The following is a 25,445-nucleotide window of genomic DNA, read 5'->3' as shown; positions in this document are numbered from 1 at the left end:
GTATGCGTTGGACAACCCTACGGGGTCTTAAAAAATTGTCCATGCAAGCGATGCTTACTTTTGCTGCCATGAATCTGAAAAAGATGGCCAGCTGGACATGGCAAGGTCCAGAAATGGCCTAAGAAAATACCTCTTCGAGGCATCTATATCCTTAAAAACCAAGAAAAAACACAAAAGGCACTTCGAATGTTTCCATTCGAAATGCCTTTTGTCTACAATCTGAAAGAGTCCTTAACGGACTCTTTTTTTGAATGAAATGATAGAAGTATTCCTACTTTAGTAGAACTACTTGCATTATCTATAAATAAAAATCTGTTTACGACCTATCCATTTCTTAATAACTTTTAATAGTAATGGTCTTATAGAGTTCCTTGTAAAAGGAAGTAGAAGGAGTAAACCAATAAAATCAGTTAAGAATCCTGGGCTTAATAAAAGGATTCCACCTGCAAGGATACATACTCCATCAAGTACCGCAATACCGGGTGGATGTCCTAATCGTAAGTCATTCTGTACTCTTCTTAAAGCTTCTAATCCTTGCTTTTTAGCAAGATACGCGCCTAGAATACCCGTAACGATAATTATTGCTACTGTCGGGAGAACTCCAATCGTTTTACCTGATAGAATAAACATACCAATTTCTATTGCTGGAATAACAATAAAAAGCAGAATAAAGAATTTCAATTGGACTCACATCTCTCGTCGATTTTTTTACATTATAACATGTTCCTATATGAAAAATAAAAATGGCGGACTCGTCCGACATTTTTATTTTTATAATTATTAAATTTGTTTCTTGCTATTCCTTAAAGAACACTTGCGTGACCATTGTATATAATTCCACGTGTAGCATCAACTGTAATGTCTTGACCATCCTTAATGATCTTCGTCGCATCTTCAACGCCAACAATAACAGGGATTCCCAAATTGATGCCTACAACAGCAGCGTGACTCGTTAATCCACCTTCTTCAGTAATTAAAGCTGAACAATTTTCTAATAGAGATACCATTTCTCTATCAGTTCCGATTGCAACCATCACTGATCCAGGAACGATTTTTTCTTTCGCTTCCATAGCATCCTTTACAATTACAGCTTTTCCGAATGCTGATTTTCTTCCTATACCTTGTCCTTTCGCCAATACATCTCCGACAACATGGACTTTCATTAGATTGGTTGTCCCTTTTTCTCCTACTGGAACTCCACCTGTAATAATGATTAAATCACCATGCTGTACTAACCCTGTATTTAAACTTTCCTCAACTGCTCTCTCAAGCATCTCATCTGTAGAAGATACTTTTTCTCCCATTTGAGGGTATACACCCCATTTTAAAGAAAGTCTGCGAACGATTGCCTCGTTATACGTAACTGCAATAATCGGAGCTTTTGGACGATATTTTGAAATCATACGAGCAGTATGGCCACTTTCAGTAGGTGCTACTATCGCACTAACTTCTAAATTTATTGCAGTATGTGCTACAGATTGGCAAATCGCGTCTGTCATATTAGGCTCGCTATTTTTTCTTAAATAAGTTAAAATTTCTTGATAATTAAGTGCTTTTTCAGTTGAAACAGCAATATTATGCATCGTTTGAACAGCCTCTACCGGGTAAGCACCTGCTGCTGTTTCTCCAGAAAGCATTACCGCATCTGTTCCATCAAAAATAGCATTTGCGACGTCGTTTGCTTCAGCTCTAGTTGGTCTAGGGTTGCGTTGCATAGAGTCAAGCATTTGTGTCGCTGTAATGACTGGTTTGCCGACTTCATTACATTTACGAATCAATTGTTTTTGCACAAGAGGAACTGCCTCTGTTGGAATTTCAACACCTAAATCACCGCGTGCAACCATTAGTCCGTCTGATACCGCTAAAATTTCATCGATATTGTCTACGCCTTCTTGATTTTCAATCTTAGGAATAATATTGATATAAGAACCGCCATTTTCTTCAAGCAATTGTCTAATTTCTAAAACGTCTGAAGCTCTTCTAACAAAAGAAGCCGCAATGAAATCAACACCTTGCTCAATTCCAAACAAAATATCTTTCGCATCTTTTTCCGTCATTCCTGGAAGATTGACAGATACACCTGGAACATTTACGCCTTTTTTATTTTTTAGAGTACCACTGTTTAAAACAGTCGTTACAATTTCACTAGTTTCTCTCTTAATTTCTGTCACTTCAAGTCCAATTAAGCCATCATCCAATAGGATTTTTGAACCTTTATGAACATCGTTGACCAGTCCTGGATAGGAAATAGAGAATTTTTCTTCAGTTCCCTCAACCTCTTCCATGGAAATAACCACTGTTGAACCTTCTTTAAGCTCAATAGCTCCGTCTTTCATATTATGAGTTCTAATCTCAGGACCTTTAGTATCTAATAAAATCCCAACATTTTTTCCAGCTTTTTTAGCTGTTTCACGAATATTAATAATTCTATTTAAATGTTCTTGATGATCGCCATGCGAAAAATTTAAACGTGCTACATTCATACCAGCATTGATAAGCTTTAATAATGTTTCCGGATTTTCACTTGCTGGCCCAATCGTACAAACTATTTTTGTCTTCTTCATGTTTATTTTCCTCCTAAGATCTCAGACGCTTGCTACATATGTAAGAATTAATATCACTTTAACTCTTGACTATAGTTTTAAGTTAATCGATAAAATAAATGATATCATCTTTTCTAATTATCTCTCACCTATGGGGTTTCTTGAAGTTTATGCCCCATGCAATCCTATCACAACATATTAAATAGATAAAATTTGAGAGAGATCGTATATGTCTTTTGAGAATTTTCTTGGTTGTCCAAGTACACTTAAAATATCATTATCGACAATATGGTCTTTTTCAATTCCAACTGTCCTTCCGCCTTTTCCTTCTAATAACAATTCAACCGCTCTAGCTCCAAGTCGACTTGCCAATACTCTATCGAAACCAGTTGGTGTTCCACCTCTTTGAATATGTCCTAAGACAGACACTCTGGACTCAATATCGATAGATTTTTTTAGCTCTTGTGCAAAATCAGTTGCACTCATGACACCTTCAGCAACAACGATAATACTATGTTTTTTGCCACGTTTTTGTCCACTGCGAAGACGTTCTACAATACTTTCCATTTCATATTTTTCTTCTGGAACAAGTATTGTTTCAGCACCACCAGCAAGACCAGCCCATAGTGCTATATCCCCAGCGTCTCTGCCCATTACTTCAATAATAAATGTCCGCTCGTGAGAAGATGCAGTATCACGTATTCTGTCGATCGCATTTAAAACAGTGTTCAATGCGGTATCAAAACCAATTGTAAACTGCGTTCCTGAAATATCATTGTCTATTGTAGCAGGTACACCTATGCAAGGAAAGCCTTGTTCGGTCAATGCTTTTGCGCCCATAAAGGAACCATCTCCGCCAATAACGACTAAAGCATCAATTCCGAATTTTTTCAGTTGCTCAATTCCTTTTTGTTGCCCTTCCTTCGTCTTGAATTCATCACAGCGTGCAGAGCGTAGCATTGTTCCTCCACGATGAATAATATCACCTACAGAACCCAGTTCAAGCTGCTGAATATTACCGTTAATCAAACCACTGTATCCTTGATATATGCCATATGCTTCAAGCCCGTTATAAATGGACTTTCTAACTACTGCCCTTATGGCTGCATTCATTCCTGGAGCATCTCCACCACTTGTTAAAATACCTATTTTCTTCACTTTGGCCACCTCGATGTTCAAATAAAATAATATAAAAGTTCTTAGACTTTAATTACTATGTCATTAAGAGATTTAATTAATTTTAAAATACCATTTTATCAGCAGTTTCTCAAATATTACATAGAATTGCTAAAAGCATATAGTTAAAAACAAAAGAGAAAAGGGATGGAAAACCGACGGCTTTATGTCCTGTAAGATATACTTTTATTATAAAAATAATTTTTTATTCTTAAACCATAAAGAAGGCATTGCTCAAAAGAGGCAATACCTTTATGAATGAATATTTTCATATTGATTAAGTTCTGTATATTTACCCATATGTTTATATTTTTGATATCGATCTTCAATTAATTTGTCGACCGAAACCGATTGTAACTGTTGAAGAGCTTTCAGTAAAACTATATCAATTTCCTTCGCTTGCTCTTCCACATCTTTATGGGCTCCACCTTTTATTTCAGGAATAATTTCATCAATAATTCCCAACTCTTTTAAATCTGGCGCTGTAATTCTCATCGCTTCTGCCGCTTTCTTTGCTAAAGAAGCATCCTTCCATAATATAGATGCTGCTCCTTCAGGAGTGATAACAGAATAAGTAGAATTCTCAAGCATGAAAATACGATCGCCAACACCTAAGGCAAGTGCACCGCCACTACCACCTTCTCCAGTTACAATACAAATAATTGGAACCTTAAGTCCAGCCATTTCAAACAAATTTCTTGCTATGGCTTCACTTTGTCCACGTTCTTCAGCTGCTTTTCCAGGATATGCACCTTTTGTATCGATAAAGCAAATAACTGGACGATTGAATTTTTCAGCTTGCTTCATAAGACGTAATGCTTTCCGGTAACCTTCTGGGTGTGGCATCCCAAAATTCCGGCGGATATTTTCCTTCGTATCTCTTCCACGTTGATGTCCAACCACTGTTACGGGAATACCTTTATATTTAGCAATACCACCAACAAGAGCAGTATCATCACCATATGCCCTATCCCCATGTAGTTCAAGAAAATCTGTAAATAGATAATCTATATAGTCGAGAGTTGTAGGTCTATTAGCATGTCTAGCAACTTGTACACGATCCCATGGTGCCATATTTTCATAAATTTCTTTTTCAAGTTTTTCTAAACGTGCTTCTAGTTTATCGATTTCCTCAGACAAATCAACCTCAGAATTTTTGGTGAACTCTCTGAGCTCCGCAATTTTATTTCTAAGTTCAAGTACAGGTTTTTCAAATTCCAAACCATTTACCATACGAGTTCACCTTCTTGCTGATGGATTTCAAGTACAATCGTTAATTTTTCTTTAATATCTTTACGATGAATTACTGCATCAAGCTGACCATGCTCTAGTAAAAATTCGGCTGTTTGAAAATCGTCAGGAAGTTCTTCACGTATTGTTTGTTCAATAACTCGACGACCAGCAAACCCAATTAAAGCTTTCGGTTCAGCAAAATTATAGTCACCTAATGAAGCAAAACTAGCTGATACTCCACCTGTAGTAGGGTGTGTCATGAATGAAATGATTAATCCACCCTTATCACTAAACATTTTTAATGCTGCGCTAGTTTTAGCCATTTGCATGAGAGATAAAACACCTTCTTGCATCCTTGCCCCACCTGATGCTGTGAAGATTAAAAAAGGCACCTCAAGCTTAGCTGCTTCTTCAATTGCCCTGGCAATTTTTTCACCTACAACAGAACCCATACTTCCCATTCTGAAATGTGAATCCATAATCGCTATGACGACGTTTAAGCCATTAATAGAGCCTGTGCCTGTTAATACAGCCTCATCCAAGTTTGTGTTTACCTTGTCTTTCTCAAGTTTTTCAAGGTATCCTGGGAATCCAAGCGGGTTTGCTGATGCAATTTTTTCATCAAATGCAACAAATGACCCTCCATCAAGCAAGCTTTCCACACGCTCATATGCCGTCATTCTCATATGATGGTCACAATGAAGACATACCTTTAAGTTTTTTTGTAAATCCTTTGTATACATGATTTTTCTGCATTCTGGACATTTCGTCATGATTCCTTCAGGAACATCTTGTTTCGCTGTTTCTGAAGGAATGGCTGCATATTTTTTCTTTTTAGGTTTAGAAAAAAGGTCCTTAAGCAATCTGAGTCCCCCTAAAAACGACTTTTATTAACTAGTTAGATTTTAAACTTCTAATTGAGAGATTGACTAGAGTCCTTTCTCTCATAAATAGCAATTGCTTTATCTGAATTTCCTTCTATAAGAGCATCTAAAAATAAAATAATACCATTTGAATCAAATTGAGGACGGTTGTCCGATGTTTCTATGGAGTAGCTTTTCAATACTTCCCAAATCCTATATAGGAGGCGATTACTTTCTATTTCCATAATCTTATCAAATAGGTCTGATTTTACTTCATTTACATTCTTTCGAAGATAATAAAGCGGCTCTTTATCGGTTAGTGAACAAATATTTCGAATGATATCTTTTTCAAGAATCTCTTTTGTTTTTACGATATCATTTTTTACATTTGGATCTTCTAAAATAAACATACCAAGCAGCTTGATAAGTTGATTATTTTTAAAATCGGCTAAAAAGGTTCCTTCTCCTCTACGCGTCTCTATTAATCCTAATAGTTCTAAAGATCTAAGGGCTTCACGTACGGAGGAGCGACCAACATTTAGCCGCTCCGTTAATTCACGTTCAGAGGGAATCTTATCTCCCTGCTTTAACCCATCATCTGATATCATTTGCCTAATATCTTTAACGATACTAAGATAAACTTTTGATTGGCTCACTTCTTCTTTCACTCGCCTTTTCCTATGATAGCGAGCCGCAACGTCCTTTCCCTAATTTCTTCAGGATCAACTTTAATTCGAGCTACCCCTGTTTCCATAGCAGCTTTCGCGACTGCAGCTGCCACTTGAGGAGCTACTCTAGCATCAAATGGCCCTGGTATAACATATTGGGCAGTCAATTCTTCTTCAGCAATTAGTTCTGCAATTGCTGAAACGGCTGCTTGCTTCATTTTTTCATTGATATGGGTAGCTCTTACGTCAAGTGCACCTCTAAAAATACCCGGGAAAGCAAGAACGTTATTTACTTGATTCGGATAATCTGATCGTCCTGTACCAATTACTTTTGCTCCCGCTTCAATCGCTTCTTCAGGCATTATTTCCGGTACCGGGTTTGCCATAGCAAAAATAATAGGATCTGGATTCATAGATTGAATCATCTCTTTTGTTAGAGCTCCTGCAACAGATACGCCGATAAAAACATCTGCGCCTTGAATCACATCTTTCAGGCTGCCACTCAGTTTATCTCGGTTCGTAAACTCAGCAACAGCTGCTTTTACATCATTCATTCCTTCTGGGCGCCCTTGATATATAGCACCTTTTGAATCACACATGATGATATCACGAACTCCATAACTGTATAAAAGCTTAATTATCGCAATCCCTGCAGCACCTGCTCCATTTGCCACGACTCTTATAGTTGACATATTACGCTTGGTCAATTTTAGCGCGTTTACCAATCCAGCTACCGTAACAATAGCCGTACCATGTTGATCATCATGAAATATTGGAATATTGGTTTCCTTCTTCAATCTTTCCTCAATGACGAAACAATTTGGAGCTGCGATATCTTCTAGATTTACTCCCCCGAAATTCGGCTCTAAAAATTTTACAGTCTGAATGATTTCTTCTATCTTATTCGTATTTAAACAAATTGGAAAAGCGTCAACTCCGGCAAAGCTTTTGAATAATACTGCTTTTCCTTCCATAACGGGCAAGGCCGCTTCGGGTCCTATATTCCCGAGCCCTAAAACTGCAGTACCGTCAGAAACTACTGCTACCATATTACTTTTCATTGTATAATCGTATACTGTCTCTGGTTTTTCATAAATTTCCTTACAAGGCTCCGCAACACCAGGTGAATACGCAAGGCTTAAATCTCTAGCATTTTTCACTTCAACCTTCGATTTTGATTCCAGCTTCCCTTTGTGAATCTTATGCATATGCAGTGCTTCTTCACGCAAAGTCAAAGAGTTTCACTCCTTTAATAACTGAATCCTTTAGCCACAACAATATTCAAGTAAATAGTGGTCTGACCACAAAAGCTTCTAAAACAATATAACATATTTTTATCTATTTGAAAAAACTATTTTAATATTACACAATCGCTGCCTAGTAATGAACTGATTTCACTAAGTGTTTCCTTAGATGGGGCAATCCAATCTTTCTTTGACAATTTAATGGTTTGTCGTGTTGATTCATAATGGAGCACAATCGCAGTGTTTCCTTTATGTTTCCTAATAATTTCGTGTAAAGAATGGAGTATTTCCTTTGTATGCAATTCAGATCGAATTTTTAAATATAAAACCTCTGGATCATTCAATTCTTTTGCGAGCTGCATTTCTTGAACAATGAATTGTAACCCTCCATCTCTCCTTTCAGTATTCCCCGATACTAAGACTATTTCCCCTTCTTTGCAAACCAAACTATAACGCTTATAAGTTTCCGGAAAAAGGACCCCTTCAATGTCGCCTGTAGAGTCACTCATCTTTATAAACGCCATCAATTCACCTTTTTTAGTTCTAATTGTTTTAACACTTGTTAAATAAACTCCAATAGATATGCTTCTTTGTTTTTGTTTCAATTCGACAAGCGGAACTGTGCCAACTGATTGGAAGCGTTCAGCATACATAGAAACAGGATGATCTGAAATATATAAACCGAGAGCTTGTTTTTCCAACAATAATTTATCGGTTGAACTAATAGGCTCTACTTCAACATACTTTGGTTGAATTCTAAACATATCATCATGTTCAAATAGATCAGGAGTTTCCTCAGACGGTCGCATTAATTCGGCATGCTCCATGGCAACATCTAAAGTAGCTAATAACACCGCCCGATCATATCCAAATTCATCAAATGCCCCTGATAAAATAAGCCCTTCCATAATTTTCCGATTAACCGCTCTTGTTGGTACTCTTAAGCAAAAATCAAATAAGTCTTTAAACGGCTTTACGTTTCGAGCTCTAATGATTTCTTTTAATGTAGTGGCACCGATTCCTTTAATAGCAGCAAGACTAAAACGAATTCCATCTTTTTCAGCAATAAATGGATAATGGCTATGGTTTACGGAGGGACTCAATACCTTGATCCCCATATGTCTTACTTCAGTAATGTATTCGGCTTGTTTTTCTTCATTTCCTACCACTGAAGTGAGTAAAGCTGCCATAAAATCTTCTGGATAATTTGCTTTTAAAAAGCTAAGCTGCCATGAAATGATGCTATATGCTACTGCGTGACTTCTATTAAAGCCATAATTCGCAAAACGAACTATTAAATCGTAGGTCTCATTGGCTATTTTTTCATCGTGACCTTTTTTTAAAGCTCCAGATACAAAGTGCTTGCGCTCCTGGTCCAATACTTCTTTCTTTTTCTTACTTACAGCTCTCCGTAATAAATCAGCTTCACCAAGAGTAAATCCTGCCATTATAGAAGCAATTTGCATAATTTGCTCCTGATAAACAATAACTCCATAAGTGAGCTCTAGTATCGCTTTTAGGTCTGGATGAAGAAAATGAACTTTCTTTTTTCCGTGTTTGCGTGCAATGTATTCTGGAATATTTTCCATTGGACCAGGCCGATATAAAGCATTGACCGCAACGATATCTTCAAACTCTGTTGGACCTAGTTCACGAAGAACTTTTCGCATTCCTTCTGACTCCAACTGAAAAATCCCGGTCGTATCTCCTTTTCTAAGCATGTTGAATGTTTTCTCATCGTAAAAAGAAATCTCTTTCGGGTTTATTTTTTTTCCAATCCTAAATTCAACGCTTTTTACAACTCTTTCTAGTAATGACAAATTCCGAAGACCAAGAAAATCCATCTTTAAAAGTCCAATTTCTTCTAAGTCTTCCATGGGGAATTGAGTCAAATACGTACTAGATTCTCCACCTTGGATCGGGATAATATCTGTTAGTGGCTTTTCAGAAATAACCACTCCCGCAGCATGAGTAGAAGTATGACGAGGTAGACCTTCTATCTTTAAAGCTGTTTCGTAAAGTTTTCGATTTAATTCTGATTCGTTTACAAATGCCTGTAAACCATCTGACTCTTTATAAGCTTGTGCAAGGTTTGATAATCTCGATGGAATGAGTCTTGAAAGCTGATCTAATTCTCTTGAATTCATCCCAAAAACTCTAGCTGTATCACGAATAGCCGCTCTTGTAGCAAATGTTCCAAACGTAAGGATCTGAGCTACATGCAATTTTCCATATTTATTCATCACATATTCAATTACTTCATCTCTTCTATGGTCAGGAAAGTCTATATCAATATCTGGCATACTAATCCGCTCGGGATTGAGAAACCTTTCAAATAACAGACCATGTTCTATTGGGTCAACATCAGTAATACCAAGTACATACGCAACTAATGACCCAGCAGCGGAGCCTCGCCCCGGTCCCGTTAATATTGCTTGTTCCCTTGAAAACTTCATAAAATCCCAAACTATTAAAAAGTAGTCATTGAAACCCATTTTGTCTATTACATTTAATTCGTAGTGTAATCTTTCTATATATTGTTGATTCGCGTGGGCTACTCGATCCTTTAAACCGGTAAAACATAATTTTTTTAGAAGTTCATCAGCATTTTCACCTTTTGGAATAGGGTACTTCGGCAAAAGTTGTTGATGTGTTTTAATCATGACATTACAGCAGTCTACAATTTTTAACGTATTTTCCAAAGCGTCCGGAATGTCAGAAAATAATTCCGCCATTTCTTGCTGACTTTTAAAGTAATATTCGCTTTCTTCCCCTGTTTGTCCCTCAAAGTTGGATAGTTTTTCACCGTCACGTATGGCTTTTAAACAAGTATATGCGAATGAATCATCTTCCTCTAAAAAATGAACATTATTCGTTGCCACAATAGGGATATTCATCTTTTTGGATATTGAAAGAATTGATTTGTTCATAGATACGTCTGTATCCGTGCCAAAATTTTGCATAGTTAAATAAAAGGAATCCTCTTCAAATGACTCTACAAAATTTTTTACTAAAGCAGCTGCCTCGCTCATATTACCTTCAGATATATGCTGTCCTATTTTCCCATAACGCGGAGAGGCCAACCCGATTAATCCGCTTGTCAAAGGTTTGAATTTTTCCCAAGGTATACGCCTTTCGCTGGATGTTTTTATGTAACTTGATATTTTTACTAAATTTTTATAGCCTTCATTATTTTTTGCCAATAACACGAATGAATATGCTTCGCCTTCAATTAACAACACATCAGCAGTTAATCCAATAATTGGCTTTATCTTAGCTTTTATACATGCCTTATAAAATGGCAATGCCCCATATAAAACATTATGGTCCGTAATAGCTAACGCAGAATAATTATATTCCTTAGCTTTCTCAACTAGAGATTCAATGGAGATGGTACTAGATAATAAACTATATGAAGTTGATATTTGTAAATGGGAAAAAATCAATGTCCTCACCCTTTCCCTTTTTTAAATAAAATCTTTAATCTCCCAATAGCTAACACTGGAAGGCGGGAGAAACTTTCTAATACATAGGTGGAATGAATCATACGTTAAGCGCCAAATTCTCGTTTCATTGATAAGTAAATATACTATCTTTTCACTTTCATAAGTCAACATTAAATATGACTTGCAGGGCAAATGTTTTATGCCTAAAGGAACAACTGCAACACCGATGAGCGATTCTTGATCATCAAAGCGGTTTACAATTGTTTTTTGACCTAAGGAAAGCAAGTACTGATATGGAAATCAAAAAAATATTAAATACTTGAACCCACTTCTATTATGGACTAGCTGGCGAAAAAAGAAAATATGTTCGATTTCTATTTTTCATACAATAACACTTTGTCCCATATATTCAATAATAAATGCAATCACAAAAAATTGGAGATGGTGTCATGGATGAGGCTTTCTTTCCAACGTTTTTTAATTGTTTCTTTATCGCTTTTGGTGTCATGATTGGAGGTTCCTTGATTGGTGGATTGGCTGCCTTTATTACAGGTGAACCACTATTGACAGAAATAACAAAAATAGGTGATAGAATTAGAATTTGGGCCATTATTGCTGCAATAGGTGGTACATTTGACACAGTTTATAGCTTTGAAAGAGGATTTCTAGATGGAGGCACTAAAGATATATTTAAACAATTTTTATTAATTTTATCAGCAATGGGCGGTGCCAAATCTGCGGCTCTTATTATTAGTTGGTTAACGCAGGAATATATTTCATGAGAATTCCACCACTTTATCGAAAACCTTCTTGGCAACGCTTTTTGGCTGGAGCTGCTGTTGGAGGTTGCATTAGTTGGATCATATTTTTATATATGTTTGGTGTTATGCAAGAAAGAAATGGATTCTTAATTGAGGAACAAGCCAATAAAATAAAACAATTGCAGGACCAAATCACAATATGGCAAGAAGATTACAGGGAACTAAACAAGAAAAATGAAGAAATGCTGACAATCCAAAAAGTTGAAGTGCATTTAGTTGGATATGAAAGATATCAAATTAAGGATAGACAAAGTATTTTCAATGTTGAAGAGTCAATACAAGAAGATTTAAAGTCTCTGTTGGCAAAAGATTTAAGTACTGTTCATAAAAATAAAGATATTGTAAAAAAAACGATTGAAAATAAGGTTGAGAATATAAATGGGAAAAAATATAAGTTTATTGTCAAGGAAATGTACTTTTATACTACCATTAATATTACAGTTGAACTAAGATTGGCCGGATGAAGCTCCGGCCATTTTACTTTTTGCATATTTGTTCTATCTCACGCTTTACTTTTTCTACTTCTTCCCATGTCCAAACGGAAGCGCCGGCAGCAAGTGGATGGCCGCCACCATTATATTTCATCGCAATTGTATTGACGATGGGCCCTTTTGACCGTAACCGAACTCGTATTTCCTTATCTTCTTCTATAAAAAAGCACCAAGCTTTAATTCCTTTGATGCTTCCTAACGAGCTTACAAGAATTGACGCTTCTGATGCAGTTACATCATAAGTATCAAGTATATCCTTTGTTAACTCAATAGTAGCGGCACCATCCTCATTCATTTTAAAATGATCATATACATAACCTTGTAGTTTGATTAATTTTGGCTCCATCTCATACATTTCATTGAACAATAAAGTTCGATCGAATTGATAGCCAATTAATTCACCAGCATAATCGAACGTCTTTTTGGTTGTGCTTGGATAAATAAATCGACCTGTATCCCCAACGATTCCAGAGAAAATCAATCTTGCTCCATCATCCGTCATTTTTAATCCGTCTTGCTTACCGTATAAATAAAAATCGTAGATCATTTCACTAGTGGAGGAAGCAGAAGTTTCGACCCAAAGCAAATCACCATATGGATCTTCATTTGGGTGATGATCAATTTTCATTAACATATCCCCCATTGAATAACGCTCATCACAAATTCTCTCTTGATTTGCTGTGTCACAAACAATGACTAAAGCTCCTTCATATTGTTGATCCTCGATTATATCAGGCACAAACAAATAATCGAGGGTCGTATCACGTTTGCCAACCGCATATATCTTTTTATTTGGAAATGAAGCTTTTAATATTTCTGCTAACCCCCCTTGAGAACCGTATGCATCGGGGTCCGGCCTAACATGTCGATGAATAATGATAGTATCGTACTGTTTAATTGTCTCTAAAATTTGTTGTTTCATCATGTGCCTCTTTTCTTCATTCAACTTTTTGTCATTTAATATTCATTTCTCTTAAGTAGAATTTTAGCTCTTTTATCGTTACAATAAAAGAATCATTATATAAACATGAAACGGAGGCCATTTTTACAATGCCATTTTTGGTTTTCTTTATCATAATATCATTTTCTTTTTATGTTTTTTATAAAATAAAATACGTACGCAGCAGAAGACCGATGGAGAAAAAAATGCTCAACGGTAAATCTAGTGTGGCATTAGGTCTTTTTGTATTGTTATTCGGTATAAACCAGCTTTTTTTGTATGATACAACGCTCACATATATTATCGCAGCGGTGTTTATATTAATGGGTGGATTTAGCGCATGGATTGGGTATAAGGCATATCGCCACCATGTACCATATGTAATTAAAGAAGCTGAGGAAATGTCGAAATCCTAATGTTAGAAGAGGCTATTTCAACTGAAAATAGCCTCTTCATTTTTTTTATCACTTATCTATTAACTTACACATTAATAATGCTTTCCCAATCAACTCTGTTCCATTAAATACTTCTACATCTACTTTTCCGAACTTCCTTCCCGCCTCAAGAATTTTAGGCTGAACGGATAGAAGACTTTCCATTTGGGCTGGTTTAAGAAAATATATGGTCATATTTTCAACGGCTAGTTCCCCTTTTTTCTGCTGTCGAAAAATACGGTTCGCTGCCTCTACCACAATCGATGTAAATACTCCGTAGGAAATCGTTCCAAGTTGGTTCGTCATTTGCGGTGTAACTTCAAACAAAAATGATGTATCCCCAGTATTTTCCCATGACGAAAGTTGTTTTGAAACTGTGTCGTCAATTGTCTCTCCTACATGAGGTTGGCGTTGAATCATCTGAAGGGCCTTTAGAACATCTTGTCTACTTATAATCCCTTCGAAACGCTGTTGGTCATTTACTACTGGTAATACTTCAATTCCTTCCCAAATCATCATGTGAGCAACAGATGCAACACTCGTTTTTAATCCAACGGTTAGTGGATTTTTTGTCATCACTTTTTCGATTAATAATAATTCATCTTGTCCAATTACATCTTTTCCTGTCACCATTCCAAGCACTTTCTGATTAGAATCAATAACAGGAAATCGACTATGGTTTGTTTCTTTCTTTTTTGTATACCAGTCACTAACGGTATTTTTAACCGTCATGCATGCGGCTTTCGATGGTGGCGTCAGTATATCTTCTACTAAAATAATCTCTTTTTTTATTAATTGATCATAAATTGCCCTATTAATCATGGTCGCCACTGTAAATGTATCATAGCTAGTAGATAAAATGGGAAGCTCTAACTCATCGGCTAGCCTCTTTACAGCTTCACTCGTATCAAAGCCACCTGTAATTAGAACTGCTGCACCCGCTTTTAGTGCATGCTCATGAACTTCCGTTCGATTTCCAACAATCAGCAGATTCCCAGCACCTGTATATCTCATCATTGCGTCAATTTTCATTGCACCAATAACAAACTTTGTTAGTGTCTTGTGGAGACCCGCTTTTCCTCCTAAAACTTGGCCATCAATGATATTTACAATTTCTGCGAATGTTAACTTCTCAAAATTTTCCTTTTTCTTCCGCTCTATTCTAATCGTACCAACACGTTCAATTGTGCTGACATATCCTTTATTTTCAGCATCTTTAATTGCTCTATACGCTGTTCCCTCACTCACTCCCAGCAATTTAGCAATTTGTCTTACCGATATTTTTTCGCCTATTGGAAGACTATCTATATGGCGAATAATTTGTTCATGCTTTGTAGACAAGCTTTTCACCCTTTTCTCCAACCATTAACTATACACATATTATATCGAGAAAAGGCACTCCTAGCAATTTGTGGGAATTTAACGAGCACGCAATCGCTTGATTTCAGAACGTAAATTTTGCTTTTCCCTTATAAGGTTATTTCTTTTCGGTGCAAATAGAAGTGCTGATAAATTTCCAGCGATAACGATAAATGCAAATGCTAACCATGAAATGGCAAAGACTCCTTCTAATCCTGCTGAACTCACTGTAAGGAAGGGCAAAGCAATATACAATAATGCCGCGCATAGAAGTAAACAAAGTAAATATCGATTTTTCACGGAAAAGCCTCCTTGTATACTTTTTGTTATTGTATGCAAGAAGGCTGTAGTAAAAAACCATCTTTATCATTAAAGTTCTATTGTTTCTCCTACCTCTAAGATTTTCCCAGTAATATGATCTTCTAGCAGATCGATAAAGTTTTGTGGATTCTGTCTAATAGGAGGAAATGTATTGTAATGAACCGGAACGACTAACTTTGCTCCGATTAGTTTGGCAGCAATAGCAGCATCTTCTGGCCCCATCGTAAAATTATCTCCAATTGGCAAGAATGCCAGATCAATTGAGTTAAGTTCTCCAATCAATTTCATATCTGAAAATAAGGCTGTATCTCCTGCATGGTAAATTGTTTTTCCTTCAGCAGTGAAGAGAACTCCAGTCGGCATCCCCATATAGATAATTTGCTGGTCTTCGGTTACAACAGCTGAACTATGAAAAGCTTGCGTATATTTTACCTTCCCAAAATGAAAATCGTATGCACCACCAATGTTCATTCCGTGTGTATTCAGTCCTTTCCAACCCAAATAGACCGCAAGTTCGTTTGGTGCAACAACTAAAGAATTACAGCGTTTTGCAATTGCTTCTGTATCACCTACATGGTCGCCGTGTCCATGGGTTAATATGATGGCATCTGCCTTTTCATTCTCTGCTTGTAAATCCGTTAATGAGTTACCCGTAATAAAGGGATCAAACAAAATAGTTTTACCCTCTGTTTCAATTTTTACAACTGAATGACCATGATAAGAAACTTTCATTTGTAAAAACACTCCTTCATAGATTCTTCCTTATACAACTTCTAGCCATTCTTCACATTTCCCTTCTATTTCTTTTCTTAATCAAAAAAAACTGATACTCTTTTATCATACGAAGAAATGCAAACACCAAGCGAATCCGAAGTTCATGCGTACAATTGTGTGAACATGCCTAGCTAACACTGTTGATTTATCATAAAGAAAACATTTAGATTACTGATCGAGGGCTTTAACTGATTATAAAATATAAAGGGGCTGAATTCCATTGAACGAAAGGTTAACGAAACTTACAAATTGGCTTAAAAGGGAACAAATCGACGCTGCATTTATTACATCACCTGATAATGTTTTTTACTTATCCGGTTTTTTAAGCGATCCTCATGAACGTTTATTAGGACTTGCCGTATTTCCAGAGAAAGAACCGTTTTTAATTTGTCCAAAAATGGAAGTGAATGATGCAAAAAAATCGGGATGGAATTTCGAAATCATTGGATATAGTGATACGGAGAGACCTTGGGACTTTGTTGAGGAACGAGTAAATGCACGTATTAGTAAAGTACATAAATGGGCAATTGAAAAAGAACATCTAAATGTAGAAAGATATGAAGAGCTTTTATCGCGATTTGAGGGAGCATCTTTTTATAGCGCTGAAGAGGTCCTTCATCAACTTAGAATGATAAAAGATGATAATGAACTGTTTTTACTTCGAAAAGCGTGTGAGCTTGCAGATTTTGCCGTTCAAGTCGGAGTTAATGAAATTAAAGAAGGTAAATCCGAACAAGATATCATAGCAGCGATCGAATATGAAGTGAAGAAAAAAGGTGTTTCCGGTATGTCGTTCGATACAATGGTTCTTGCTGGTGCCAATGCCGCTTCCCCTCACGGAACTCCAGGAGCAACAAAAATAAAAAAAGGCGATTTCGTATTATTTGATCTTGGTGTTATTTATGAAGGATACTGTTCTGATATTACGAGAACCGTTGCATACGGGGATATTAATCAAGAACAAGAAAAGATATATCAAACAGTTTTGAAAGCAGAAGAGGCAGCGGTCAATGCCACACGGCCAGGAGTGCTTGCGAAAGATCTTGATTCAATTGCAAGAGATATAATACACCAGGCTGGATATGGGGAATATTTTCCGCATCGATTGGGCCACGGGCTTGGAATTAGTGTTCACGAGTATCCTTCCATGACAGCTACGAATAAGCTTGAGCTTAAGCCAGGAATGGTATTTACTATTGAACCAGGAATTTATGTACCGGGAGTTGCAGGTGTCAGAATTGAAGACGATGTTTTAGTCACGGAAAGCGGAGTCGAAGTATTGACTAAGTTTCCAAAAACACTTGTCCTATAATTTACATGAGAAGACTAAGTCTTAGATTTGGTCTTCTCTTCAATAATCATCTAATAAATTTTTTAACCATTCCATCCAGATTAACTATATCCCAACATCGGTTACAGCTAATGTAGAAAATGATTTCTCTATATCTAGGAAATAAAGGACTCTGATTTAACCAGTATGTTTCTATTGATATTTCTAGATTATTTCACTGAAAGTAGAAAAAGATTGAATACAGCGAGCCGGTTGTTGATATATGCAATTAGATAAACGCTTGGATTTGAACTGCACCCTTTATTGTTAGATTAGACAATAAGTGCAGTTTAGCTCAACATCCAAGCGTCTATTTCTTCACTATCTAATTTTTTTATTCAAATAATTCTCTCGTATCCTGATAAGAATATTGGAATGCTTCAGCGACTGCCTTATACGTAACATGTCCTTTAAAGGTGTTAACACCTTTAAGCAATGACTCATTTTCAAGACAAGCTCGTTTATACCCCTTATTAGCTATTTGAAGCGCATAAGGAACCGTTACATTAGTTAAAGCAATTGTAGAGGTTCTTGGAACAGCTCCCGGCATATTGGCAACAGCATAATGAACTACACCATATTTTTCATATGTTGGTTCATCATGAGTCGTAATTCGATCGCTTGTTTCAAAAATGCCTCCTTGATCAATGGCAATATCAACGACAACCGAGCCCGGTTTCATCGTTTTAATCATATCAGAAGTAACCAGTTTAGGTGCTTTGGCACCAGGAATTAAGACAGCACCTATAACAAGATCTGAATCCTTTACTGCTTGAGCGATATTGAAGGGATTTGACATTAATGTTGTGACATCATGACCAAATAAGTCATCAAGCTGACGTAATCGATCTGGAACTAAATCAATAATCGTCACATCTGCCCCAATACCAATTGCAATTTTTGCGGCATTCGTCCCAGCTACACCGCCACCAATAATTGTCACTTTTCCTCTCGATACACCAGGTACTCCTGAAAGTAATATCCCTTGACCACCATTTTTTTTCTGAAGGAATTGTGCACCTATTTGGACAGCCATACGACCAGCAACCTCACTCATCGGTGTTAATAAAGGCAAGGTCTTATTCGGAAGCTGAACTGTTTCATATGCGATTCCTGTTACTTTATTTTCTACTAAAGCATCAACTAAATTTTGCTCATTCGCTAAATGCAAATATGTGAAAAGTATTAATTCTTCACGCAAGAATCGATATTCTTCTTCAAGTGGCTCCTTAACCTTCATAACCATTTCTTGAGCCCAAGCTTCTTCAGCAGTATTTACGATTTGAGCTCCTGACTGTATGTAATCTTCGTCCGTGAATCCCGAACCGAGACCAGCACCCGTTTCAATGTATACAGTGTGCCCAGCCGTTGTTAGTGTTACAACTCCCGCAGGGGTCATCGCAACTCGATTTTCATTGTTTATTATCTCTTTTGGAATTCCAATCCTCATTACTCTGTCCTCCTGTTCGATGATTCTACACATTCCATCATAACATTATGGCAGAATCATGACAGCAACTTTTTTCTCTTTTAGTAAAAAAATTCAAAAGATTTAACCTAGAATTTAAGGGCTTTATGTAATCAAAAGCCCTTTGGTAGTTATCCTTCTATTTTATCCTTCTCTATTTCATCATTTATTTCGCTTTGTTCGATAGCTCCACTTCTATAGACGTCTCTTATTTGTTCAATCGTTACATCATTATTTTCCTCATTATATTGATATTGTTGTTGAATTTCCTTCTTTTTCACTAAAACCAGCTCCTTTTCTGTTTTTACATATTATTCGATATTTAAAAACAGAAAAACCTGCCTAATTATGTTAAAATAAAGGAAAGAGGAAATAGGAGGCTATTAAAAATGACACTCATGTACCAGAACATTTTAGTAGCAGTAGACGGTTCTAAATCTGCCGATTGTGCCTTCAAAAAAGCAGTGCAAATTGCAAAACGCAATAACGCTAAGCTAACTCTTATACACGTCATTGACACAAGATCCTTTGCAACCATTGACGCCTATAATGGAACAATGTCGGAAAGGGCAGAAACGTATGCCAAAGAACTTCTAGATGAATACAAAAAACAAGCCGAGGCACAGCAGTTTGCTAATTTTGAAACTTTAGTCGAACATGGATCACCAAAGACTGTCATCCCCAAACAAGTAGCAAAAAAAATAAATGCCGATTTAATTATTTGCGGTGCCACGGGTCTCAGCGCTGTTGAACGGTTATTAATTGGAAGTGTATCCGAACATATTATGCGTTCTGCTGATTGTGACGTATTAATTGTAAGAACTGAAGAATCCGAAAATGAATAAAGATAAAGAGCATCGTCCTATTTATTGAGGAGATGCTCTTTTTAATAGATCGTTTTGAATGAACAACTAACACTGGGGATACTGGACAAGGCATCTTTTTAGTCATATCAACGAATTTACTAAGAAGTTATTTAGAACTCATAGTCTATCTCTTATACAAATTGCTTAGCTTTGTCCAATTGTACTTTAACTTGTTCAAACCCTGTACCGCCATAGGAATTTCTCCGTTTAACCGCTTCTCTTGGTGACAAGATGACGAATACATCTTCTTCAATCTTTGGACATGCTTCTTGAAGTTGAGACAACGGTAAATTCAATAAATAACAGTTTTGATTAATACAAGCTAATACAAGTTTCCCAACGATTTCATGTGCTTCACGGAATGGAATTCCCTTTGCTGCCAAATAGTCTGCAAGTTCTGTCGCATTAGAAAAGTCTTGGTTTACTGCATCTTCCATTTCATCATTTTTCACGGTCATTGTTTTAATCATACCAGTGAATATTTTTAAAGAGCCAATCATTGTATGAACTGTATCAAACATGCCCTCTTTATCTTCTTGCATATCTTTGTTGTAAGTAAGTGGCAAACCTTTTAACACTGTTAACATTCCCACAAGGTTTCCAATGACTCTACCACTTTTCCCTCTAATCAACTCTGCCATATCTGGATTTTTCTTTTGAGGCATTATACTGCTTCCAGTCGCATAGGAATCATCTAATTCAATAAAACTGAACTCCTTGCTTGTCCAAAGAATAATTTCTTCAGCCAGTCTGGAAAGATGTGTAATAGTTAGGGCTGAATTACTTAGAAACTCTACAACAAAGTCGCGATCACTAACGGCATCCATACTATTTTCGTAAACACTTGAAAAACCTAATTGCTCCGCTGTATAAAAACGATCGATTGGGAAAGTTGTTCCTGCAAGGGCACTTGCTCCAAGAGGAGAAATATCAATACGCTTCAAACTATCTTCAAAGCGTTCATAATCGCGTTTAAGCATCCAAAAATATGCGAGCATATGGTGAGCGAATGAAACTGGCTGCGCGCGCTGTAAATGAGTATAGCCTGGAAATACTGTTTCGACGTTTTTTTCTGCTTGTTCTACAAGTGCTGATTGCAATTCCTTTATGTGTTCCATGATGATTTGGACTTGCTTTTTTAAATACAAATGCATATCTGTCGCAACTTGGTCATTCCTACTTCTCCCTGTATGAAGCTTCCCTCCAACAGGACCGATTATCTCAATAAGCATTTTTTCGAGATTTAAATGAATATCTTCTTCTGCTATCGAGTATTGTAACTCTCCAGCTTCAGCTTTTTCCTTTAATATTAGTAAACCCGCTACGATTTGTTCACTTTCATCAAGAGGGATAATATTCGATTTTCCGAGCATTTTTACATGGGCAATGCTGCCTTCAATATCTTCCAATACTAGCTCCTGATCAAAGGAGATAGAGGCGCCAAATTCCTCAATCCATTGTTCGGATGACTTCGAAAAGCGCCCTCCCCATGCTTTTTTCATGCTTTAACCCCATCCTTTTTGTGAATCATGCTGTGAACTTCAGTTGGAAGACCCCATAGTTTAATAAATCCAACTGATGCTGATTGGTCGAATTCATCATCTGCTGTATAAGTTGCAAGTTTTTCATTGTATAGAGAATTCGGAGACTTTCTTCCTTCAACAATGGCATGACCTTTGAACAATTTCACTCTTACTGTACCATTTACATACTGTTGTGTTTCTTGAAGAAACGCAGTAAGTGCAGGTTTTAAAGGAGAAAACCATAGTCCATCATAAATTAATTCCGTCAGTTTTTTTGAAATAACCGGCTTAAAATGAGCTAATTCTTTAACTAAAGTTAAATCTTCTAGTTCTTTATGTGCAGTTAAAAGAGTCATAGCTCCTGGGCACTCATATACTTCACGTGATTTGATTCCAACCAATCTGTTTTCAACATGATCAATTCTTCCAACTCCGTGCTTACCTGCAAGTGAATTTAATTTTAAGATAAGGTCACTTAAAGGATAATGTCTACCATTGATAGAAACAGGTACTCCTTTAACAAATTCAATTTCAATAACGTCAGGAGTATTTGGAGTATCTTCCAGTGCCACGGTTAATTCATAGGCATTTTCAGGTGGAGCAGCCCAAGGATCTTCTAAAATTCCACATTCATTAGCACGGCCCCATAAGTTTTGGTCAACTGAAAAAGGACTGTCTAAATCAATTGGAATCGGAATTCCTTTTTCTTTTGCATATGCAATTTCTTCTTCACGGGACCAACTCCACTCACGTACAGGTGCTAGTACTTCGAGGTCAGGATTTAATGCTTTTATCGATACTTCAAAACGCACCTGGTCATTACCTTTTCCTGTGCATCCATGTGCCACTGCATCTGCATTTTCTTGTACAGCAACTTCAACCAATTTTTTTGAAATTAGAGGTCTTGAAAGAGCAGAAACCAGTGGATATTTATCTTCATACATAGTGTGTGCTTGCAATGATATCAATGCATATTCATTAGCGAATTCTTCTTTCGCATCGATAACATAACTTTTTGATGCTCCCATGTCTAATGCTTTTGATTGTATAAAAGCAAGGTCTTTTCCTTCACCTACATCCAAACAACAAGCCACTACCTCATAGCCTTGATCAATAAACCATTTTATTGCAACAGATGTGTCCAGACCACCTGAATAGGCAAGAACAACTTTCTTACTCATGTCATTTCCTCCTGATAGTTCAATGTATACTTATACACAAAATGTAATTTTTAATCATTTAATATATAGGATATTAACATAATAGATTAATATTATCAATACTTATTCATAAAATTGTATATAAATAAGTTGAACAAATATACTAGGAATTATTCATGAATTTGAAAGGATCTCATTATTTCTATCGCTTCTTTCAATTCAAATGCCGGCCAGTGAAAATATACATCATACTTTTCTGTTTTTCCGTCGATGTTTACATAAAAATGATTAATTTGAATTGCAATGTCTGTTTTCACATGATTTAACTTTCTTATTGTTGGGTAGGGCATCCCATCCATTTCTTCTGTTTCAAAAACTGACTCTATATTCATGTTCATCTCTTTCTCAGTAACTACTTTAAGACCGCCAACATATTCTCCATTCCGTATAAACCATATTGTTCCATCCTCTTGTTTTTCCATATTAACATTAGAAGGAAGGTCAATTGTAAAATTTTCATATGGATTATTGCCCGCTCCCAATCGAAATAGATTTTCACCTTTAATAAGTGAATAGGAATAAGCGCTTATTACAGTAAAAATAATGAGTAAAGCAAGACCACTTAAAATAGGCATGAAACGGTAGCTAGATATACGATGTTTTTGGATTGATGAATTAGAATTCAATTGTTCCAATATTCTACTTCGTTGTTCATTGTTAAGTTCGTAACGTGGAAACCTTTTACCATTTAATAGTTGTTTATCCATTTACCATTCCTCCATCTCTATCTTTCACCATCATTTGTTTTAAGCTAGTTAAGGCTCGATGGTATGTCAAACTGACTTTGGATTTTGACCAACCTAGAATTTCGGATGTTTCTTGAACCGAATATTCTAGAATTAGTCGGCAAACTATAACATTCCGATATGCATTATTCATCTCATTAATATAATTAAAGATTTCCCTAAGAGTTTCATCATTTATTACAAGATCTTCCGCTGTTCTTGATCCAACATTTTTTCTTATAAGCTCAAAGGTAAGTAATTTATATCGTTTTTCTTTCCTGTACCGATCTATTACAAGCCTTCTTGCAATAGAAAGCAGCCATGTTTTAGGATTGGAACGTTCCTCGAAATACTCTGCTGATTTTAAAGCTTTCAGAAAAACCTCTTGTACAATATCCTCAACATCATATGAACGAGTATAGTAAACAAGAAAGTTATACACATCATCTCCATATTGTAAGAACCACTCTTCCACCTTTACATGATTCCCCATTTCCATCCCCTTTTCAGAAACCATTATTTAAAGATTAGACGATTAAAGGCTTAAAATATTTCACTACAAAAAAAAGAAGACGACCTGTAATTTCCGTAATTGGAGTTTTGAGGTTTGCCTTCATTTGTTTCATTTATTCAATTGACTGACAACATGTCCTATTTCATTTAATATCAATTTCTCCATAGCGAGTTTAACGGCACCAGATGAACCCGGCATTACAAAGATGGCTTTATTTCGAAAAGTTCCAGCACAAGCTCTGGATAAAATTGCAGCCGATCCGATATCTTCCATATAACTTATCATACGAAAAATTTCTCCAAACCCAACAATCTCTTTTTCGAATAATGCCGAAACCGTTTCGATAGTAACATCACGCTTAGCGATTCCAGTTCCACCTGTCATTAATATCACTTGTACATCTTTAAAACCTGCTACCTCTTTAATTATTGATTCTATAGACGTTTCATTGTCTTTTACAATATTATAAAAGGAAACATGATGTCCATTTTCCTTTAATAGTTTTGTAATGAGGTCTCCACTTTTATCATTATCTATAGTTCTAGTATCACTAACCGTAATAACGGCACAATTCACCTGCTGAGGTGATTCGTTTTTATGTGCTATTACGCTCATTATAATTCTCCACTTTTTTCGAGCAGGTATTTATATTGATAATATTTTTTTGCGAAATGAGTAACCTTTCTCGTCGTCCGATAATTTATTCCTGCACCAATAGCCACTGAAATAAGGGGGATGCCAGAAACTTTTCTATTCGAAAACAATATGATGAGGCTAATTTTTAAAAGCTCTTTTAATGGTTCATCAACCCATGTATGGTCTGTGATCCGTTCGTGAATATCAAAATAAAATTGTTCGTCTTCTTTTTGTAAATCTTCCATTAAATCTTCCCAGCCATACATTTTCATCCGTTCTGGCATTGTTGCAACATTAAATACTTTCAATGTTTCAAGCAAACCTGCCGGAGACTGTACATCGTATCCAAAGGACATTGCAGTAAGTTGAACAGCTCTTAAATTGATAACAAGCATTGCGATGAAATCACTTGTAATGAATAAAGGTTGGCCGGATCCCGCCATACTTCCTTGAACTAGTGAATAAATTCGATGTCGTGATGCCTGTTGTTCTGCCAAAAAAGTTAATTGTGTAACCGGCATCTTTTTCCTCATATCTGAAAAAGACTCTACATCTTCATTCATAGATCTTGCAGCATTTAATATTCTTTCACTTGCCTCATTTTGCAGCTTCGTACCACGCAACAGTGAATTAAGTTGAAAAAGCCAATCATCCAACTTCTCAAAAAATTGAAGTTGCAAAGAATCAGGGAGAAGTGAAAAAGCTTGGTCTATCCATTTATCATAAGAGTTTTCGATATCGGTAGCTTCGTACTCAAAAAAGGATTGTCGCCAGTTATGTAGTTCCTCTAAAAGTACTTCTTCTCTTTGTGCTAAGGTCATAATTCCCACTCCCTTTATTCATTAGGCTA

26 protein-coding genes are annotated in these 25,445 nt (G+C 36.3%); 6 read left to right on the top strand and 20 right to left on the bottom strand.

Features of this window, described 5'->3' with window-relative positions; all coding sequences use genetic code 11:
• Positions 1-122, top strand: a 122-nt coding sequence (locus tag MT489_RS22490) for a transposase (protein WP_425311312.1), incomplete at its 5' end; no start/stop codon positions are given.
• 172 nt (positions 123-294) lie between these two features.
• Here the strand turns inward: MT489_RS22490 and MT489_RS19515 are convergent.
• The 8 genes from MT489_RS19515 to dnaE all read right to left on the bottom strand — a co-directional run bounded on the left by MT489_RS19515 (position 295) and on the right by dnaE (position 11,182).
• Positions 295-681: an FxsA family protein gene (locus MT489_RS19515; RefSeq protein ID WP_244683235.1), complete on the bottom strand. Its 387-nt coding sequence runs from the start codon at positions 679-681 to the stop codon at positions 295-297.
• 122 nt (positions 682-803) lie between these two features.
• Entirely contained in the window at positions 804-2,564 is a 1,761-nt protein-coding gene (pyk, locus tag MT489_RS19510; RefSeq protein ID WP_244683234.1) for a pyruvate kinase, read from the bottom strand.
• A 177-nt stretch (positions 2,565-2,741) separates the two neighbouring features.
• Entirely contained in the window at positions 2,742-3,701 is a 960-nt protein-coding gene (pfkA, locus tag MT489_RS19505) for a 6-phosphofructokinase (protein ID WP_244683233.1), read from the bottom strand.
• A gap of 270 nt (positions 3,702-3,971) precedes the next feature.
• A complete protein-coding gene (gene accA / locus MT489_RS19500; protein WP_244683232.1) occupies positions 3,972-4,952 on the bottom strand; it encodes an acetyl-CoA carboxylase carboxyl transferase subunit alpha in 981 nt (326 codons plus the stop codon).
• Positions 4,946-5,815 (bottom strand): acetyl-CoA carboxylase, carboxyltransferase subunit beta, encoded by an 870-nt coding sequence (accD, locus tag MT489_RS19495; RefSeq protein WP_244683231.1) that lies wholly within the window; start codon positions 5,813-5,815, stop codon positions 4,946-4,948. The genes accA and accD overlap by 7 nt, the downstream gene beginning before the upstream one ends.
• 50 nt (positions 5,816-5,865) lie before the next feature.
• A complete protein-coding gene (locus tag MT489_RS19490; protein ID WP_244683230.1) occupies positions 5,866-6,483 on the bottom strand; it encodes a FadR/GntR family transcriptional regulator in 618 nt (205 codons plus the stop codon).
• A complete protein-coding gene (ystJ, locus tag MT489_RS19485; RefSeq protein WP_244683229.1) occupies positions 6,480-7,718 on the bottom strand; it encodes an NADP-dependent malic enzyme in 1,239 nt (412 codons plus the stop codon). Before ystJ ends, MT489_RS19490 begins: the two co-directional genes overlap by 4 nt.
• A gap of 116 nt (positions 7,719-7,834) precedes the next feature.
• The gene (dnaE, locus tag MT489_RS19480) at positions 7,835-11,182 is read right to left on the bottom strand and encodes a DNA polymerase III subunit alpha (RefSeq protein ID WP_307415645.1); all 3,348 of its coding nucleotides are present in this window, start codon (positions 11,180-11,182) and stop codon (positions 7,835-7,837) included.
• Positions 11,183-11,622: 440 nt separating this feature from the next.
• Here dnaE and ytrH point away from each other — a divergent pair, with 440 nt between their 5' ends.
• Together ytrH and ytrI are read left to right on the top strand one after the other, a co-directional pair.
• Positions 11,623-11,955, top strand: a complete 333-nt coding sequence (gene ytrH, locus MT489_RS19475) for a sporulation membrane protein YtrH (RefSeq protein ID WP_244683227.1) — start codon at positions 11,623-11,625, stop codon at positions 11,953-11,955.
• Complete coding sequence (gene ytrI / locus MT489_RS19470) at positions 11,952-12,458, top strand: sporulation membrane protein YtrI (RefSeq protein ID WP_244683226.1); 507 nt, start codon at positions 11,952-11,954, stop codon at positions 12,456-12,458. Before ytrH ends, ytrI begins: the two co-directional genes overlap by 4 nt.
• Before the next feature lie 13 nt (positions 12,459-12,471).
• Here the strand turns inward: ytrI and MT489_RS19465 are convergent, their stop codons facing one another.
• Positions 12,472-13,407 carry a DHH family phosphoesterase gene (locus tag MT489_RS19465; protein WP_244683225.1) on the bottom strand — a complete coding sequence of 312 codons (936 nt, stop codon included), beginning with the start codon at positions 13,405-13,407 and terminating at the stop codon, positions 12,472-12,474.
• A gap of 128 nt (positions 13,408-13,535) precedes the next feature.
• Here MT489_RS19465 and MT489_RS19460 point away from each other — a divergent pair, with 128 nt between their 5' ends.
• Complete coding sequence (locus tag MT489_RS19460) at positions 13,536-13,841, top strand: YtpI family protein (RefSeq protein WP_244683224.1); 306 nt, start codon at positions 13,536-13,538, stop codon at positions 13,839-13,841.
• A 48-nt stretch (positions 13,842-13,889) separates the two neighbouring features.
• On the opposite strand, the gene MT489_RS19455 is transcribed toward MT489_RS19460, so the two are convergent.
• The 3 genes from MT489_RS19455 to MT489_RS19445 form a co-directional block, all read right to left on the bottom strand.
• Positions 13,890-15,200, bottom strand: a complete 1,311-nt coding sequence (locus tag MT489_RS19455; RefSeq protein ID WP_244683223.1) for a CBS domain-containing protein — start codon at positions 15,198-15,200, stop codon at positions 13,890-13,892.
• Between the two features lie 78 nt (positions 15,201-15,278).
• Positions 15,279-15,518, bottom strand: coding sequence for a hypothetical protein (locus MT489_RS19450; protein WP_244683222.1), 240 nt, complete (start codon positions 15,516-15,518; stop codon positions 15,279-15,281).
• 69 nt (positions 15,519-15,587) lie between these two features.
• Positions 15,588-16,271, bottom strand: a complete 684-nt coding sequence (locus MT489_RS19445) for a metal-dependent hydrolase (RefSeq protein WP_244683221.1) — start codon at positions 16,269-16,271, stop codon at positions 15,588-15,590.
• Between the two features lie 262 nt (positions 16,272-16,533).
• On the opposite strand from MT489_RS19445, the gene MT489_RS19440 reads away from it, so the two are divergent.
• On the top strand, positions 16,534-17,625 hold the full coding sequence (locus MT489_RS19440; protein ID WP_244683220.1) for a M24 family metallopeptidase: 1,092 nt from the start codon (positions 16,534-16,536) through the stop codon (positions 17,623-17,625).
• Between the two features lie 352 nt (positions 17,626-17,977).
• Here the strand turns inward: MT489_RS19440 and ald are convergent, their stop codons facing one another.
• Positions 17,978-19,093, bottom strand: coding sequence for an alanine dehydrogenase (ald, locus tag MT489_RS19435; protein ID WP_244683219.1), 1,116 nt, complete (start codon positions 19,091-19,093; stop codon positions 17,978-17,980).
• A 149-nt stretch (positions 19,094-19,242) separates the two neighbouring features.
• Positions 19,243-19,392: a hypothetical protein gene (locus MT489_RS19430; protein WP_244683218.1), complete on the bottom strand. Its 150-nt coding sequence runs from the start codon at positions 19,390-19,392 to the stop codon at positions 19,243-19,245.
• A gap of 108 nt (positions 19,393-19,500) precedes the next feature.
• On the opposite strand from MT489_RS19430, the gene MT489_RS19425 reads away from it, so the two are divergent.
• Positions 19,501-19,956: a universal stress protein gene (locus tag MT489_RS19425; RefSeq protein WP_244683217.1), complete on the top strand. Its 456-nt coding sequence runs from the start codon at positions 19,501-19,503 to the stop codon at positions 19,954-19,956.
• A 152-nt stretch (positions 19,957-20,108) separates the two neighbouring features.
• Here the strand turns inward: MT489_RS19425 and argH are convergent, their stop codons facing one another.
• The 6 genes from argH to MT489_RS19395 form a co-directional block, all read right to left on the bottom strand.
• Positions 20,109-21,479: an argininosuccinate lyase gene (gene argH, locus MT489_RS19420; RefSeq protein ID WP_244683216.1), complete on the bottom strand. Its 1,371-nt coding sequence runs from the start codon at positions 21,477-21,479 to the stop codon at positions 20,109-20,111.
• Positions 21,476-22,681: an argininosuccinate synthase gene (locus MT489_RS19415; RefSeq protein WP_244683215.1), complete on the bottom strand. Its 1,206-nt coding sequence runs from the start codon at positions 22,679-22,681 to the stop codon at positions 21,476-21,478. Before MT489_RS19415 ends, argH begins: the two co-directional genes overlap by 4 nt.
• 149 nt (positions 22,682-22,830) lie before the next feature.
• On the bottom strand, positions 22,831-23,427 hold the full coding sequence (locus MT489_RS19410) for a hypothetical protein (RefSeq protein ID WP_244683214.1): 597 nt from the start codon (positions 23,425-23,427) through the stop codon (positions 22,831-22,833).
• Positions 23,420-23,938: an RNA polymerase sigma factor gene (locus MT489_RS19405; RefSeq protein WP_244683213.1), complete on the bottom strand. Its 519-nt coding sequence runs from the start codon at positions 23,936-23,938 to the stop codon at positions 23,420-23,422. The genes MT489_RS19410 and MT489_RS19405 overlap by 8 nt, the downstream gene beginning before the upstream one ends.
• 129 nt (positions 23,939-24,067) lie before the next feature.
• Positions 24,068-24,574: a MogA/MoaB family molybdenum cofactor biosynthesis protein gene (locus MT489_RS19400; RefSeq protein WP_244683212.1), complete on the bottom strand. Its 507-nt coding sequence runs from the start codon at positions 24,572-24,574 to the stop codon at positions 24,068-24,070.
• Entirely contained in the window at positions 24,574-25,416 is an 843-nt protein-coding gene (locus tag MT489_RS19395) for an EcsC family protein (RefSeq protein WP_244683211.1), read from the bottom strand. The genes MT489_RS19400 and MT489_RS19395 overlap by 1 nt, the downstream gene beginning before the upstream one ends.
• Positions 25,417-25,445: the final 29 nt, after the last annotated feature.

Source organism: Lederbergia wuyishanensis, assembly GCF_022900255.1.
GTDB classification, from domain to species: Bacteria; Bacillota; Bacilli; order Bacillales; family Bacillaceae_C; genus Lederbergia; species Lederbergia wuyishanensis.
This window is presented reverse-complemented; position numbering and strand designations above follow the sequence as displayed.

Bases quoted from the DNA above. Each gene is read 5' to 3' on its own strand.
- ytrI (WP_244683226.1), top strand. From the start codon at position 11,952: ATGAGAATTCCACCACTTTATCGAAAACCTTCTTGGCAACGCTTTTTG.
- MT489_RS19425 (WP_244683217.1), top strand. From the start codon at position 19,501: ATGACACTCATGTACCAGAACATTTTAGTAGCAGTAGACGGTTCTAAA.
- accA (WP_244683232.1), bottom strand. From the start codon at position 4,952: ATGGTAAATGGTTTGGAATTTGAAAAACCTGTACTTGAACTTAGAAAT.
- ald (WP_244683219.1), bottom strand. From the start codon at position 19,093: ATGAGGATTGGAATTCCAAAAGAGATAATAAACAATGAAAATCGAGTT.
- MT489_RS19400 (WP_244683212.1), bottom strand. From the start codon at position 24,574: ATGAGCGTAATAGCACATAAAAACGAATCACCTCAGCAGGTGAATTGT.
- argH (WP_244683216.1), bottom strand. From the start codon at position 21,479: ATGAAAAAAGCATGGGGAGGGCGCTTTTCGAAGTCATCCGAACAATGG.
- pyk (WP_244683234.1), bottom strand. From the start codon at position 2,564: ATGAAGAAGACAAAAATAGTTTGTACGATTGGGCCAGCAAGTGAAAAT.
- MT489_RS19415 (WP_244683215.1), bottom strand. From the start codon at position 22,681: ATGAGTAAGAAAGTTGTTCTTGCCTATTCAGGTGGTCTGGACACATCT.
- MT489_RS19465 (WP_244683225.1), bottom strand. From the start codon at position 13,407: ATGAAACAACAAATTTTAGAGACAATTAAACAGTACGATACTATCATT.
- ytrH (WP_244683227.1), top strand. From the start codon at position 11,623: ATGGATGAGGCTTTCTTTCCAACGTTTTTTAATTGTTTCTTTATCGCT.
- MT489_RS19445 (WP_244683221.1), bottom strand. From the start codon at position 16,271: ATGAAAGTTTCTTATCATGGTCATTCAGTTGTAAAAATTGAAACAGAG.
- MT489_RS19410 (WP_244683214.1), bottom strand. From the start codon at position 23,427: ATGGATAAACAACTATTAAATGGTAAAAGGTTTCCACGTTACGAACTT.
- MT489_RS19405 (WP_244683213.1), bottom strand. From the start codon at position 23,938: ATGGGGAATCATGTAAAGGTGGAAGAGTGGTTCTTACAATATGGAGAT.
- MT489_RS19460 (WP_244683224.1), top strand. From the start codon at position 13,536: ATGCCATTTTTGGTTTTCTTTATCATAATATCATTTTCTTTTTATGTT.
- MT489_RS19395 (WP_244683211.1), bottom strand. From the start codon at position 25,416: ATGACCTTAGCACAAAGAGAAGAAGTACTTTTAGAGGAACTACATAAC.